The sequence below is a fragment of the Actinoplanes rectilineatus genome, assembly GCF_000962825.1.
Lineage (GTDB): Bacteria > Actinomycetota > Actinomycetes > Mycobacteriales > Micromonosporaceae > Actinoplanes > Actinoplanes rectilineatus.
In genome coordinates this window covers 1-15161 of sequence record NZ_JZKF01000135.1, presented here as the reverse complement: position 1 = coordinate 15161, position 15161 = coordinate 1, and the positions used below count along the sequence as shown (strand labels likewise).

At 70.5% G+C, this 15161-nt stretch carries 13 protein-coding genes; 6 read left to right on the top strand and 7 right to left on the bottom strand.

The annotated features are described in order from the left end of the window. Positions 1-1188: 1188 nt before the first annotated feature. The 4 genes from WH85_RS44150 to glnII all read right to left on the bottom strand — a co-directional run bounded on the left by WH85_RS44150 (position 1189) and on the right by glnII (position 4081). Entirely contained in the window at positions 1189-1566 is a 378-nt protein-coding gene (locus WH85_RS44150; RefSeq protein ID WP_045748189.1) for an ATP-binding protein, read from the bottom strand. Continuing rightward, positions 1559-2068 (bottom strand): STAS domain-containing protein, encoded by a 510-nt coding sequence (locus WH85_RS51280; protein ID WP_157411600.1) that lies wholly within the window; start codon positions 2066-2068, stop codon positions 1559-1561. Before WH85_RS51280 ends, WH85_RS44150 begins: the two co-directional genes overlap by 8 nt. A gap of 70 nt (positions 2069-2138) precedes the next feature. Further along, positions 2139-2936, bottom strand: coding sequence for an N-formylglutamate amidohydrolase (locus WH85_RS44140; protein ID WP_045748188.1), 798 nt, complete (start codon positions 2934-2936; stop codon positions 2139-2141). A gap of 137 nt (positions 2937-3073) precedes the next feature. Then, positions 3074-4081, bottom strand: a complete 1008-nt coding sequence (gene glnII / locus WH85_RS44135) for a glutamine synthetase (RefSeq protein WP_045748187.1) — start codon at positions 4079-4081, stop codon at positions 3074-3076. 298 nt (positions 4082-4379) lie between these two features. Between glnII and WH85_RS44130 the strand changes: the two genes are divergently transcribed. Together WH85_RS44130 and WH85_RS44125 are read left to right on the top strand one after the other, a co-directional pair. Then, positions 4380-5261 (top strand): universal stress protein, encoded by an 882-nt coding sequence (locus WH85_RS44130; RefSeq protein WP_045748186.1) that lies wholly within the window; start codon positions 4380-4382, stop codon positions 5259-5261. A 94-nt stretch (positions 5262-5355) separates the two neighbouring features. After that, positions 5356-7002 carry a methyl-accepting chemotaxis protein gene (locus WH85_RS44125; RefSeq protein WP_045748185.1) on the top strand — a complete coding sequence of 549 codons (1647 nt, stop codon included), beginning with the start codon at positions 5356-5358 and terminating at the stop codon, positions 7000-7002. A 54-nt stretch (positions 7003-7056) separates the two neighbouring features. On the opposite strand, the gene WH85_RS44120 is transcribed toward WH85_RS44125, so the two are convergent. Then, positions 7057-7524 carry a response regulator transcription factor gene (locus WH85_RS44120; RefSeq protein ID WP_052721249.1) on the bottom strand — a complete coding sequence of 156 codons (468 nt, stop codon included), beginning with the start codon at positions 7522-7524 and terminating at the stop codon, positions 7057-7059. 164 nt (positions 7525-7688) lie between these two features. On the opposite strand from WH85_RS44120, the gene WH85_RS44115 reads away from it, so the two are divergent. The 4 genes from WH85_RS44115 (at position 7689) to WH85_RS44100 (ending at position 12680) form a co-directional block, all read left to right on the top strand. Further along, positions 7689-8609, top strand: coding sequence for a siderophore-interacting protein (locus WH85_RS44115; RefSeq protein ID WP_045748184.1), 921 nt, complete (start codon positions 7689-7691; stop codon positions 8607-8609). Between the two features lie 198 nt (positions 8610-8807). Continuing rightward, entirely contained in the window at positions 8808-9827 is a 1020-nt protein-coding gene (locus tag WH85_RS44110; protein ID WP_052721247.1) for a M4 family metallopeptidase, read from the top strand. A gap of 71 nt (positions 9828-9898) precedes the next feature. Beyond that, positions 9899-10447 (top strand): hypothetical protein, encoded by a 549-nt coding sequence (locus tag WH85_RS44105; RefSeq protein ID WP_045748182.1) that lies wholly within the window; start codon positions 9899-9901, stop codon positions 10445-10447. Between the two features lie 346 nt (positions 10448-10793). Then, positions 10794-12680: a polysaccharide biosynthesis tyrosine autokinase gene (locus WH85_RS44100; RefSeq protein WP_045748181.1), complete on the top strand. Its 1887-nt coding sequence runs from the start codon at positions 10794-10796 to the stop codon at positions 12678-12680. 233 nt (positions 12681-12913) lie between these two features. Here WH85_RS44100 and WH85_RS44095 read toward each other — a convergent pair whose 3' ends face one another. Further along, positions 12914-13351 carry a CBS domain-containing protein gene (locus WH85_RS44095; RefSeq protein WP_045748180.1) on the bottom strand — a complete coding sequence of 146 codons (438 nt, stop codon included), beginning with the start codon at positions 13349-13351 and terminating at the stop codon, positions 12914-12916. 136 nt (positions 13352-13487) lie between these two features. Beyond that, positions 13488-13802: a hypothetical protein gene (locus WH85_RS44090; RefSeq protein WP_157411599.1), complete on the bottom strand. Its 315-nt coding sequence runs from the start codon at positions 13800-13802 to the stop codon at positions 13488-13490. Positions 13803-15161: the final 1359 nt, after the last annotated feature.

Below are 15161 nucleotides of genomic sequence, written 5' to 3'. Positions count from 1 at the left end.
CTCCCGCACTCCCGCACTCCCGCACTCCCGCACTCCCGCACTCCCGCCGGGGGATGGTGAGCACCCCAACCGCATGATCGGGTACCCCCACCGTCCCAAATCAGCAGGCCACCACCCCCAATCGCTTGATCGGGTGCACTCACCACCCGAAACGGCCGAGCCACCGCCCCCAATCGCATGATCGGGGGGCGCCATCCCCGCCGTTTCCACCCCTCCCGCCGTTCCCTCATCCGAAGAACAGCGACCGCCCCCAGTCTCATGATCGTGTGCACAGACCTTCCGTTTCGAGCCGGTGACCGCACCCAGTCCCGTGATCGGGTGCGCCGACCTACCGCTCCGGAGCGATGGCCGCACCCAACGGCTCGTTCGGGTGCAGTCACCACCTGAACAAGACGCGAACGGAGGTGACAGCTCCCGACCCGCAATCGGGGACGCCGGCCAACCCTTCTGGCCCGAACCCGAACCCGCATTCGCACCCGCACCCGCACCCGCACCCGCACCCGCACCCGCACCCGCACCCAGTCGCATGATCGGGTGCGGTGGCCCTCCGTTCCGGGAAGGTGACCGCACCCAGTCCCGTGATCGGGTACGCCGCCCTACCGCTCCAAAACGATGACCGCACCCAACGCCTCGTTCGGGTGCAGTCACCACCTGAGCAGGACCCGAACGGCGGTGACAGCTCCCGATCTTGTGTTCGGGTGCCCCCACCGCCCCGAAACGGAGGGCCACCGCACCGGATCATGCGACCGGGGACGCCCACCGCCGGCAACGACAAACTGCAGACGACAAACGACAAACGACAGACGACAAACGGCAGACGGCAGACGGCAGACGGCAGACGGCAGACGCTCCCGGTCCCGTGATCGGGTGCACTCACCGCCCCGCGATGGCAGGCCCGCACCCCAACCGACCGATCGGGTTCGCCCACCCTCCCGAAACAACAGGTCAGCGCACCCGATCACCACACCGGGAGCCATCACCACCCTGGCTCACCGATCCTGACGGCGAGCACCCCGGACAACCCGAGGGAAGCGTCCACTGCACCCGGCAGACGAGGTAACCGCACCCGAGCAATCCGTCCCCCAGCGGCGGTGGCGCACCCCCAACCCGCGAGAGCGGAGCGGAACAGGAGCGAGAACAGAAAGGAGAGCGGGTACGTCAACAGACCGCGACCCGGCCGGCTCCCCCTCAGAGGTTCAAGCAGATGCGAACGAGCGTGCCCCCGGGAACCGCCGCCGTGTAGACCGCGTCGCAGATCCGCTCCACGATGGCCAGGCCACGGCCCCGGACCGCCTCCGCCGACGGCATCGCCCGCCCGAACGGCCGCGCCGCCCCTTGATCGACCACATCGCAGACCACGCGGCCGTTCTCCGCCCACACCCGGATGTGCCCGCCGCCTGTCGTGTGCTGGAGCGTGTTCGTCGTGAGTTCGCTGACCGCCAGCGTCAGCAGGTCGATGCGTCCCGCCGGCAGCCCCAGTGCCAGCGCCCGTTCGGTGACGAACGCCCGGACCGCCCGCAGGTCGTCCGCGACCTGATAGGACATGCTGTCGGTGGTGTCAGGCATAACGGTCCTCGTCAGCCGACGCAACAAGCGAAGCCGACGCAACAGACGAAGCCGGCGCAACAGACGAGGTCAGCGCGACAAACGAAGCCGGCGCAACAGACGAGGCCGACGCGACAAACGAAGCCGACGCAACAGACGAGGCCGACGCGACAAACGAAGCCGACGCGGCAAACGAGGCCGGCTCAACAGACGAGGCCGGCGCGACAAGCAGCGTATCCAGCCCGGTAAGTTCGAGGACGTCGGCGACCGGCCCAGCCGCGTCGACCACGCAGACACAGGCACCGGATCGTTTCGCCACGTGGTGGGCGGCGTCCAGGCGGTGAACGCCGCTGGAGTCGATGAAGGCGAGCCGGGTCATGTAGACGCGCACGACGCGTTCACGGCGTACCGCGTCGAGCAGGATGGCCGTCAGGTGTTCCCAGGCGGACAGGTCGCATTCCCCGGCGAGGGCGACGGTGATCCGGCCGGCCTCGGCGGACGTCCTGGCCTCGAATCTGCCCATCGACTGCCGTACCTCCCTGCGGGTGTGTCGGCCCGCCGGGCCCATCATGTCACCCGCCGGGCCGGAAAGCTCACGGCGTCATGATCCCATCGGCGGGGTGCCGCCTGGTCACCGCGTTGATCAGCGTTCCCAGGCCTGCCGCGAGGGTGTCGATTCCCCCGGTGGGCGGACCGGCCGGTTCCCGCATGTAGACGTCCCGGCGGATCTCCAGCATCAGTGCGGCGACGCGGGTGTCGCGCCGCCAGTGGGCCAGTGGCACGTAGCAGCCGGCGAACGGGCTGTTCAAGGCTGTGTCGTCGTGGAGTTCGCGGGCGAGGGCGATGAGCCGGCCGGGTGTGTGGTCGGGGTCGGTGCCCAGGCAGAGGTGGGGTCGTGGTCCGTCGCCGTGCATCTCGTACGGGAGGGGCACCGCCGGATACGAGTGGACGTCGAGCAGGATCGCTCTGCCGGTGGCTGCGAGCCGCTGGTCGGTCAGGGTGCTCATCGCGGCCGCGTACGGATGAAAGTGCTCGTCGAGGAGGGCCTGGTCGCGGGCCGGATCGTCGTTGCGCAGGCGCCGGCCGGCGTAGCCGTGGGTGTAGACGGGTCCCATGCCGACGGCGAGCATCTCCTCGGTGTCGTCCGGGAACCGTTCCGGGTCGACGACCAGGCGGGACAGCCGGTTGACCAGTGTCCAGGGCCGGAGTGGGGCGTGGTCCGCGGCGCGGGCGGCGATCACGTCGGTGTACGCGTCGGTGAGGTGGTCGAGTTCGTCGGCGAGTGCGGCGGGGCCGGGCAGCAGGCCGGAGTCGACGATCGTCCGGGAGGCGTGCGGGACGTGCAGGATCACCGGGGAGTCCGGGTGTCCCGGGATGATCTGGAAGCTCATCGTGGCAAGGCTAGGGCCTGTGACGAGGTGGGGGCGGAGCGAGGCGGGGTCCCGGTGTCGTCCGGCCGCGTGTCGATGCGGGCTTCGGGTCCGTCGTGCGGGGAAACCGGTCCGGGTTCCCCGCACGACGGGGTGGATCAGCTCTGGGCGAGCTCGGTGCAGATCGTGTTGATCATCAGGTAGGTGACCACGTACGGGTCGACGTTGGCGTTGGGGCGACGGTCCTCGATGTAGCCCTTGCCGTCCTTCTCGACCTGCCACGGGATGCGCACCGACGCGCCGCGGTCGGAGACGCCGTAGCTGTACTCGGTCCACGGGGCGGTCTCGTGCAGGCCGGTGAGGCGCTCGTCGATGCCGGAGCCGTAGCCGTCGACGTGCTCCTGGCGCTTCTTGCCGAGGGCCTCGGCGGCCGCGATGATCGCGTCGTAGCCCTCGCGCATGGCCTTGGTGGAGAAGTTGGTGTGCGCGCCGGCACCGTTCCAGTCGCCCTTGACCGGCTTGGCGTCGAGGGTGGCGGACACGCCGTAGTCCTCGGCGATGCGGTAGAGCAGCCAGCGGGCGACCCAGAGCTCGTCGGCGACCTGCGGTGCGGCGACCGGGCCGATCTGGAACTCCCACTGTCCGGGCATGACCTCGGCGTTGATGCCGGAGAGGTGCAGGCCGGCGTCGAGGCAGGCGTCCATGTGCTTCTCGACGATCTCACGGCCGAAGACCTCGTCCGCGCCGACGCCGCAGTAGTAGCCGCCCTGCGGGGCGGGGAAGCCGCCGCCGACCGGGAAGCCCAGCGGGCGACCGTCCTGGAAGAAGGTGTACTCCTGCTCGATACCGAAGATCGGCTCCTGGTCGGCGAACTTCTCGGCGACCTCGGCGGCGGCACGGCGGGTGTTGGTGGGGTGCGGGGTGCCGTCGATCAGCTCGACCTCGCACAGCACGATGATGTTGCTGCCGCCGCGGATCGGGTCCGGGCAGGTGAAGACCGGGCGCAGCACGCAGTCGGACTTGTCACCGGGCGCCTGGTTGGTGCTGGAACCGTCGAAACCCCAGATGGGGGGCTCGGCACCGTCGGCGAGGATCTTGGTCTTGGAACGCAGCTTGGCAGTGGGCTGGGTGCCATCGACCCACAGGTACTCGGCCTTGACAGCCATGTCGTTTCTCCCTCAAGTGGCGTACTCGGTGCGTACTCCGCTGATACTGGTGCCATCCGGTCAACAGTCGCTAAACGTTAATCTCGGACAAACCCCGGCGCAGCGAGGGGATGCTATCGGCCGAAGATCAAATCTACGTTTCCGAACCGGATCAATCGCCCGGTGACTCCCGTCATGCCATCCACCACGGTCAGAGCCCGGTTCGGGCCGGAAGTCCGGTCCCGGCGGGCCGTAGGACCTTGCCCAGGAGGCGTCCACGCACCACGATCAGGTGAAGTAAGGAGCAAGGAGGCTCGCCGTGCCGAACCAGAAGATCGTCGTGGGCTACGACGGAAGCCCGGACGCCCGCAAGGCCGCCCGGTGGGCGCTGGACGAAGCCGTGCGCACCGAGGCGCCGGTCGAGCTCCTCTACGCGTACGAGTGGCCCAGTTACGTCCCCGCCGCGGCGATGATGCCGGCCGCCGCCGTCTACCCGGACGCCGACACCGACGACGCCGTCGGGGAGATGCTGACCAGCGCACTGGCCGCCGCCTCCGACTCGCATCCCGGCGTGCGCGTGCGCGCCCGGGTCGAGCACGGCACCGCCGCGGTGGCGCTGACCCAGCGCGGCGCCGAGGCCGGCCTGATCGTGGTGGGCGGCCCGCGCCACAACCCGGTCCGCGCCCTGCTCGGTTCGACCAGCGCCTCGGTGAGCGCGCACGCCCGCTGCCCGGTCGTGGTGGTCCGCGGCGAGCCGCGCGCCACGGATCCGGTGGTCGCCGGTGTCGACGACGCGCCCACCTCCGGCCTCGTGCTCGGTTTCGCGTTCGAGCAGGCGGCGGTCCGGGGTGTCGCGGTCCGCGCGGTGCACGGCTGGACCCCGCCGGACGGCCGCGACCTGCTCTGTGAGGCGAACCTGCGGGCGGTCGCCGCCGAACGCGAGCGCCTCGAGGGCGTGCTGGCCTGCTGGCGGCGGCGTTTCCCGTGGGTGCCGGTCACCTCGGAGGTGGTGGTCGGCGGTCCGGGCGAGGTGCTCGCCGAGGCCGCGGCCGGGGCCCAGCTGGTGGTGGCCGGCGCCCGGGCCCGCCGCGCGCTGCGGGTCGCGCTGCGCCCGTCGGTCGGCCGGCATCTGCTGCACCGGGCCCGGTGCAGCATCGCGCTGGTGCACCGCGGACGCCTGATAACCCCTGAGGGCCGCTAGCATCCGGCCTGCCCGGATCATCAGGCAATCCCCCAAAATCACCCGTATTCGCCTCTACAGTGAGTCGCACAGACGCACTGATCCGGAGGACGGGATGCAGCCGGGTACCACCATCTCCGGGCGAGGCCTGCTCGAACGCCTGCTCGGCGACCGCAGCCTACTGATCAAGAGCACCGTGGCGGCCGGGTGCGTGGCCCTGGTCGCGGTAATGGTCACCGTCCTGGCGCTGACCCGGATGTCCCAGCTCCGCGACGACCTGCAGGCCATGAAGAGCAACCATGTCGACGGCATGGAGCAGATCACGAACATGCGCGGTGGGCTCGCCGCCATGTACCGCGGCATGGTGATCTACGCGATCACCGTCAAGACCGACATCGCCGGTCTCAAGAGCGCGATCACCACCACCACCGACGCCGACAAGCTGGTGGACGCGGCGGTGGCGAAGTACCAGGCGATCGCCACCGCGTCCGGCGCCACCGACCGTCTCGACGCGCTCACCAGTTTCTCCGAGGCCGTCGCGCACTACCGGGCACTGCGCAACACCATCCTGTACGCGCTGCCGCTCGCCGACGGCTACACGCTGCCCGCCGCCGCCGACGTCGGCGCCGAGTTCACCACCGTCGAGACGGCGATGAACACCGCGATGGACGACCTGCAGACCGCCGAGGAGGCCGACGCCGACGCGATGGCGTCCGCGGGCGCCGGCGAGTACCGCCGCGCCCAGCTGATCACCATCGCCGGTCTGGCCATCGGTTTCCTGCTCGCGATCGTGGTCGGCTTCGGCGTGATCCAGCTGATCAAACGGCAGCTCGCCACGGTCGCCGGCGCGCTCAGCGCGGTCGCCGACGGCGACCTGACGGTGCCGGCCGAGGTCCGGTCCCGCGACGAGCTGGGCCAGATGGCGATGGCGGTCAACCGGGCCCGCGAGGGTCTGCGGGACACGGTCGGCCAGCTCACCCGGGGGGCGGACGTCCTCGGTGAGGTCACCCAGCGGCTCGGCGGCATCACCGCCCGGCTGGACAGCGAGTCCCGGGAGGCCGCCGACCAGGCGCAACTGGTCGCCGGCACCGCCAACGAGGTCTCCGGAAGCGTGCAGACGGTGGCCGCGGGCAGCGACCAGATGGGCGCGTCGATCCGGGAGATCTCCGAGAACGCCAACAACGCCGCGCAGGTCGCGTCCAGCGCGGTCGGTGTCGCGCAGGCCACCAACGACACCGTCGCCAAGCTGGGCACCTCGTCCGAGGAGATCGGCAACGTGGTCAAGGTGATCACCACGATCGCCGAGCAGACCAACCTCCTCGCGCTCAACGCCACCATCGAGGCCGCCCGTGCCGGGGAGGCCGGCAAGGGCTTCGCGGTCGTCGCCACCGAGGTCAAGGACCTGGCCCAGGAGACCGCGAAGGCCACCGAGGACATCGCCCGCCGGGTCGAGGCGATCCAGGCGGACACCGCCAGCGCGGTCGAGGCGATCGGCGAGATCTCCCGGATCATCGAGGAGATCAACGACTACCAGGTGACCATCGCCTCGGCGGTCGAGCAGCAGACCGCCACCACCAACGAGATGAGCCGCAGCATCAGCGAGGCCGCCCAGGGCAGTTCGACGATCGCCGAGAACATCAGCGCGGTCGCCGCCAACGCCAACGCCACCACGGCCGCGCTCGGTGACGCCGACGCCTCGGTCGGTGAGCTCACCCGGGTCACCGGCGAACTGCGGCACGTGGTCCAGCGTTTCCGGGTCTGATCTCCTTTTCCGGGTACGCGCTGAGCACCGTCACCGGGTACGCGCTGAGCACCGTCACCGGTGCCGCAGCAGGCGCTCCACCCGGTTGATCAGGTCGGTCATCGAGAACGGCTTGACCAGGTACTCCTCGGCTCCCACCGTCCGGCCGAGGTCCATGTCGCCGGGGCGGCCCCGGCCGCTGATCATGATGACCGGGATGCGCGCGGTCTGCGGCGACGAGTGCAGCTCGTAGCAGAAGGTGAGACCGTCCAGTCCCGGCATCGAGACGTCCATGACCACCAGCTGCGGGTGCTCGTTGATCGCCAGTTCCAGCGCGGTCCGCCCGTTGTCGGCCACCAGCGTCCGGTACCCGAGCGCCTGCAGACGGAACTCGATGATCTCCCGGATGTTCTCGTCGTCGTCGGCGATCAGCACCGTCGGGGGTTGCAACGCGACCGCCCAGTCCTCGACCCGCCACATGACCCCGAGGTCCTCGGCGTCGCTGAACGCGATGGTGGTGGTCGACCCGGACGACTGCGGCATGGCGGCTCCTTCTCCGTGGATCCCCAGTGATCGGCCGGGTCCGCCGCCGGAACAGGGAGATCACCGTTGCGATCGGGGTGCCGCGGCCCACACCGCCCCCGGTGGTGACAGGTTCCCGCCCAGCGTTTAGGTTAGGGTTACCTAATCTTGCCGGGGAGGCGAACGTGACCCAGACAGTCGTGCCAACCGAGACGACCCCGTTCCGGTTCTTCCCGGTCGAGGTCGCCCGGGTGACGCAGCTCAGCCCGAGCTTCATCCGCGTCACCTTCACCGGCGACGACCTGGACCGCTTCGGCGACAACGGATGGGATCAGCGCATCAAACTGATCCCGCCGCTGCCCGGCAGCGGCCACGACCACCTGCCGACCGGCCTGGACTGGTATGCGCAGTGGCGCGACCTGCCCGAGGAGCGCCGCAACCCGATCCGCACCTACACCGCCCGCGAGGTCCGCCAGGGCCGGCGTGAGCTCGACGTGGACATGGTGCTGCACGGGGTGAACGGACCGGCGTCGCGCTGGGCGGTCGAGGCCCGCCCCGGCTCCACCATGTGCATCCTCGGCCCGAACGCCGACTTCACCGGCAGTTCCGGCGGCATCGACTTCCACCCGCCGGCGGGCACCCACCGGATGCTGCTGGTCGGCGACGAGACCGCGGTCCCGGCCATCGCCTCCATCCTGGGCGGCCTGCCCGAGGACGCCTGCGGCGAGGCCCTGCTCGAGGTCCCGGAGCACGGCGACGAGCTGGACATCACCGCCCCCGAGGGCTTCCGGGTCACCTGGCTGCCCCGGGCCGGCGTCACCCACGGCACCCTGCTCGTCCCGGCCGTCGAGGCGGCCGCCGCCCGGCTGATCGGCGACTGCACCAACCGCGGCACCACCGAACTCGAGGACGTCGACATCGACGAGGAGATCCTCTGGGAGGTGCCGGACGGCACCACCCCGGCGATCGACGGCTTCTACGCCTGGCTGGCCGGCGAGGCGGGCGTCATCAAGACGCTGCGCCGCCACCTGGTCGCCGGCTGCGGCGTCGACCGGCGTGCCGTCGCCTTCATGGGGTACTGGCGGCTCGGCCGCGCCGAGTGCTGAGCAGCCCGCCCGCGGGGACGCGCCGCCGCCGGTTCCCGGTCTCCCCCACCCCGCACCACCCCCGCCGCTGATCTCCTCCATCGACGCATCCCCCTCTGTTCAAGAACCGACAGCCGGAGCTGCTCAAGAACCGACAGTTCCGGCGTCGGATCCCTGCCAGTCTCGGCCGGGTGCCGGTTGCCGAACCGAGGGGGATCCTTGTCCGTCTGCTTCTTCGTGCCCGCGCACATCGTCGAGCACCTCGCCCGTAACGCCCGCCGACTGGGTCTCGACGCGGACGCCGCCCGGCGCACCGCCCTCGCCTCGCACGCCCTGCGCCGGACCCGGCAGGCCACGGCCACCGGCCTGGAGGCGCTCACCCCGGCCCGCCCCGGCGAGGGTGACCGGCAGATCTTCGACGACGACCACCGGTGGGCGACCGGCGTGAAACAGGTCCGCGGCGAGGACGACATCCCGGCCCCCACCACGGCCGCCGGCGCCGCCTTCGACGCCCTCGGCGTGACCCGGGCGTTCCTGCGTGAGGTCCTCGGCCGCGACTCGATCGACGACGCCGGCATGCCGCTGCTCGCCGACGTCAACTACGGCGCCAAATACGGCAACGCGTTCTGGGACGGCACCCGGACCGTCTTCGGCAACGGCGACGACACCGTGTTCCGGGACTTCACCGCGGACGTCGGCGTCTGCGGCCACGAGGTGGCACACGGGCTCACCCAGCACACCGCCGGCCTGGACTACACCGGCCAGCCGGGCGCCCTCAACGAGGCGTTCTCCGACATCGTCGCCGCCTGCGTCGAACAGTTCGCGCACCGCACCGACGCCGGCGAACACCACTGGCTGATCGGCGAGGGCGTGCTGGCCGACCAGTGGCGCGGCGAGGCGATCCGCTCGATGGCCCGCCCCGGCGCCGCCTACGACAACCCGGTCCTCGGCCGCGACCCGCAGGGCGCGCACATGTCGGCGTACGTCCCCGGCGGCGCCCCGCACGTCAACAGCGGCATCGTGAACCGGGTGTTCCACCTGTGCGCCACCACGCTCGGCTCGTTCCCGGCCGTCCGGATCTTCTACGCCGCCCTGTGCGACCTCTGGCCACGGGCCCGATTCCTCGATTTCGCGTACGTGGTGAGCGAACAGGCCCGCCTGCTGGCCCGCGACGGCCGTGTCCCGCGCGGCGCCCCGCACACCGTCCGATCCGCCTTCCGCGAGGTCGGCATCCACTGACCGCTCAAGTCGCCGCCGGGAATGCCGACCATCGAGGTCCCACCGGAATCCGACCGCTGAGGCAGACCACGATGACGATCGCGCGCTACGCCCTCCGCACCACCGCCTTCGCGGCCGCGTTCCTGCTCGTCTCCTGGGCCGCCTCCGGGCCGGTGGAGGTCCTCTCGTCGATCGCGGTCGCGGCCCTCTGGATCGTCGCGCAGGCCCGGGCCGGGCTGCGCCGGTTCGACGTGATCGCCCTCGGCACCACGGCCATGGTCGTCGCGGTGCTCCAGGGCACCGGGATGCTGATGGCGCTGGTCACGGCGATCGCGGTGATCCTGCCCGCCGTGGTCTTCGCCGAACTGCTGGACCGCTGGGTGCCGGGCTGGTGGCAGGGCCGGGCCGACCGGTTCCGCAAGCAGGACGCGGTCCTCGGCCGGATCATCTCCTCGGCGATGCTCGCGGCGGTGACGGCGGTCGTGCTGCGGGGCGTCATCGACCCGTCCGGGTTCGACCTGTCCGGCACCGCGGTGGCGCTGGCCCGCGACGGCGCCTCGATCCTGATCCTCACCGTGGCGGTGCGGGCGATCCGTCAGGCACGGCGTCCGCGGCGGCCGGTCCTCTCGGTGGTCAGGTAACGGCAGAAATCGCCTCTTTCGGCCGGCAGAGCGGGTAGCGCGTACCCGATAAAGGTTTTTGTCGGTCTTGTTCGCCAGAAATTTACATAGCTTTTCGTCAATTGCCTGACACTTCCCCGGCAGGCACACACCGTGACCATCCGGCGGCACCGTCACCCCGCGCGGTTTTCCCGCAGCGCTGACCTGGGCCTTCAGCCAGGAGATCTGCGCCATATCAGCGATCCGGTCACGCTCACCGCCCGTAGCAACGAGACGCATATCGCCGAATGATCGACTCCAGATCCGATCGTCGGATGGAACAATCATCGGCTTGAGACGAACAGGCACAACGGGGAAGGCGGCCTGCATGACGACCTACGGACGATCCGCGCGACTTCTGCGCCGGTACGGTCCCTGGACCCTCGCGGTGACCGCCGCGACGGTCGCGGGGACCTACGGGCTGCACCGGGCCGCGCCGGTCGAATACCGTTCCGAGGCCTCCGTGCTGGTCGAGTCCCGGGTCGTCCGCGACACCGCCGCGGTCGCACCCGACCTGAACACCGAACGGGCGATCGCACTCTCCGACGCCGTACTCGCCCCGGTCGCCCGCGAGGCCGGCCGCAGCACCACCGACCTGCGCGACAGCATCGAGGTCACCGCACAGCCCGGCACGAACGTGCTGACGATCGCCTACGACGACGAGAACCGATTCACCGCCCAGCGCCGCGCCCAGCAAATCGTCGACGCATACGTGAACTATCGCGGCGAGGAGACCGCGGTCCTCAACCCCTCGGTGGCACCCAGCGCCGCCCCGGCCGCCTCCACCCCGGCGACCGCCACGGCTCCGGCCCGCAACGCCGACATCTCCGCACTCTCCGCGGCGAGCCTGCCCACCGACCCGCAGAACCGGCCACTCGTGCCCGACCTGGCCCTGGGCCTCGGCGCCGGCCTGCTCCTCGGCGCCGGCACCGCCCTGCTGCGCGCCGGCACCCGCGGCGGCATCCGCAGCCGGGAGGACTACGCCCAGCTCGGCGCGGCGACCGTGCTGGCCACCGTGCCCCGCTACAAGCGTCCGAACGGCACGGTCAGCTCCCCGCCGGTCATGCTGCGCGACCCGGGCTCCCCGGCCGCCGAGTCGTTCCGCTACCTGCGGGCCCGCCTCCAGCCGAAACTGCACCCGATCAACCCGACCACGGTCCTGGTCACCAGCCCCGGCGACAAGGAGGGCCGCACCTCCACCGCGGCCAACCTGGCCGTCGCCCTCGCCCAGGCCGGCCGCACGGTCGTCCTCGTCGACGCCGACCTGCACCGCCCGCGGCTGCACGACGTCTTCCAGGTCGCCGGCGAATACGGTCTGACCACCCTCCTGGACGGCGACGCCACCGTCTCCGAGGTCCTCGAGGACACCGTCGTGCCGCGACTGCGCCTGCTCGCCGCCGGGCACCGCGCCGAGGAACACGTCGACCTCCTCGAAAGCCCGCAGCTCGCCCGGGTCCTGCGCGCCGTCCAGAAACACTGCGACGTCGTCGTCCTCGACTCGGCGGCCGTCCTCAGCGTCTCCGACGCGATCGCCCTGGCCGCCCTCAGCGACCGGGTGCTGCTCGTCGGCGACTTCCGCCGCACCAGCCGCGAGTCGGTACGCCGCGCCGTCACCGAACTCGCCGGCGTCGTCCACGACAACCTGGACCTGGTGCTGCTCAACGCCCCGAAGACGGCCGGCGCGCTGGTGCCCCAGCCGCGGGAGGTCAGCCCGACGGCGACCATCCCGTTCTCGTACGCGCAGGCCTCCGCCCTCCCCGCCACGGCCACCGCCGCCGCGGCCCCCGACGAGGAACACGCCGAACTGGACGAGAGCGTCCCGCCCGAGTTCGAGCGCCGCTACCTGATCCCGGTGGTGTACGGTCCGAGCGGCGGCATCCCCACCCTGTACAGCTCCGCAGCCGCCGAGATGCCGAACAGCCCCGACGCCGAGATCCCGGTCTCCCCCGCCGTCTCCCTCGACTCCCTGACACCCGCCGAGCCCGCCGACGGCGACTCCCCGGCGTCCGCGGTCACCACCGACGGCGACCCCTCGGAGGACACCATGCCGCCGGTGGACGACAACGCCGCAGACGATCACCCCGACAACGACCGCCCGCGGGACGACGAGCGGGACGAGCCGACCGGCAACACCTACGTCTCGGTCTCCGCCGCCGTGGACACCGACGCCGACGACACCGAGGTGATAGCCGACCCCGCAAAGCCGCGCGCCTGACACCCACGGCGTTCCCGGAGCCCGCACGCCGTTACCAAGTCCGCACGCCGTTACGGAGCCTGCACGCCGTTACGGAGCCCGCAATCCTGATGCACCGCGGGCCCCACGAGCCGCGCACCCGGCAACCTCGCCCTTCGTGAAGCCTCCCCAGCGCCCCTCCCGGACTCCGGGATGATCGAAGCCGTGCATCTGACTCCCATCGAAGCCGTGCATCCGACTCCCGTGGTGGCCGGTCAGGTGCGCTCCCCGGTGATGTAGCCCTCCAGGGTGGAACGTTCGGTCTCCAACTGTTCGATGCGGTGCTTCACCACGTCCCCGATGCTCACCACTCCGGCCAGCCGGCCGTCGGCGGTCACCGGGACGTGGCGGAAGCGCCGCAGCGTCATGAGCCGTTCCACGTCTTCGACCTGCGCCTCCGGGCTCACCGTCCGCACTTGCGTCGTCTGGATCTCGCTGACCGGCAGCGCCAGGATCCCGGCACCTTTCCCCGCCAGCGCCCGCACCACGTCCCGTTCACTGACGATCCCGTCGACGGTCGTCCCGTCCCGCGAGACCACCACCGCGCCGATCCGGTGTTCCGCGAGCACGCCGAGCAGCCGCTCGACGGTCGCGTCCGGGGTGACCGTGACAACCTGGTCGCCCTTGACCCGGAGAATGTCGCTGATCCGCATAGTTCCTCCCTGTGCCGGTCGGCCCCCGCGTACTACCTTCTATGCCGAACCGCCCCCACCCCTGTCAAGGTCGCGGTACGCAAAGACGCCACTCCCCGAAATATCCGGGAGTGGCGTCTTCGGTGTAGCCGCGTGATCAGCGATGCAGCAGCGAGGCGATCCGCCCCCGCGGTGGCGTCTTGGCCGCCTGCCGGCGCTTCAACAGCACCACAGCCGCGGCCGCCGCCCCGACGACCGCCAGCAGTCCCGCCGTACTGGACTTCGGCTTGCTCCGTACCGCCCCGCGGGCACGCGTGCCCGCACTCGACGCCCGCATCCGGGCCGCCGACGCTTTGTTCCGGGCCGTCTCGACCACTTGCCGAGCCCGCGATCCGGTCCCGTTCTCCTCCGCAACCGTCGTCTCGAGCTGGTCAGTAGTCGAATCACTGAAAGTGGTCGGGTTCGTGGTCATAGCGCAACCTCTCTCCAGATGCAGCTGACTGGCCTGAGTCGTGTTATGCCCTTCCTGCGCCGGTTATCACCTCGAAGACGCCCCCCAACGCCCAAACCCGACGTTAACCGCCCCACACCGCCACCGTTGTCCAAGACTCGACACAACCCTCACGCACGGCACACCCCCGCCCATGCCGCTCAGCCAAATTCGATCAACCTAGTCGCCAGTAACTACGCGATCCCCTCCGCCGCTGCGTCTCGTCGGCGGTCGGCCGTCGGCGGTCGGCCGTCGGCGGCCGACCGTCGGCGTTGGCCGTCGGCGGTGGCGGTGGCGGTGGCGGTGGCGGTGGGCAGCGGCAGCGGCAGCGGCAGCGGCAGCGGCAGCGGCAGCGGCAGCGGCAGCGGAGTGACAGTGCCAGTGGAGTGACAGTGCCAGTGGAGTGACAGTGCCAGTGGAGTGACAGGCCAGTCGCATCAGCGAAGCTCAGCCGTTTGTTGCAGCGCGGGTTCACATCCAAGATCAACGTAAGCTGAATGGCATCGCGCAACCGCCAGCCGTCGCCCACGGTCATTTTCGGCTCGCGAACGAACCGCAACCGACGGCCGAGCCGGTCGAGCCGTCGCTTACGGCTGTTCGAGAGGCGGAAATCAGCCGCCGGCGACGGCTCGGGGGAACCCGGCCGTCGCCCACGGTCGTTTTCGGCTCTCGGGTGGACCGCGGACGACGGGAGGGGATAGCCGGAACGCCACTCAACCTCTTCCGATCTCGGCGACGGCTCGTGTCCAGGGTGCGAAGCCCATCCGCGTGGTGACTTCAGGCGCGCTGCGCACCCGAAGTCACCACACCCGTCGTGGAGCGTGTTGATTACGGCCGCCCTACTCGCCCCAAGTCACCACGACGTCGTGGACCGTGGTGATTACGGCCGCGCTGAGCGCCCCAAATCACCACACGGACGCTGACCACGAAACGTGTCGAGGGGAGGAAACCGACAAACTTAACCCAGGCAAAGGGCGAGAGGAGCAGGCTTCAAAGAAACGGCCGTGATGAGTGCAAGGAAGAGTACGCACTCGAGAAGGCCGGCCGTGACGCGCTGCAGGGAGATCAGACAGGCAAGGTTTGGGCGTGGAATGCTCACACAAGAATCGAGCCCGACCGCCCGGAGGAGGTCATCCCACGCCCCACACCGTCCAGCTCGTATTCTCCGCAGCCGGAAAACGCTGTCAGAATCGCGCTGTGGGAAACGCCCGGGACCCGGATCCCAGTGTCCCAGGGGTTTGGAAAAGTCCGGAAACGAAGAAAGGCCCACCCCGAAGGGTGGGCCTTTCTCAACGTTAAGTCCGGCGGCGTCCTACTCTCCCACACCCTCCCGAGTGCAGT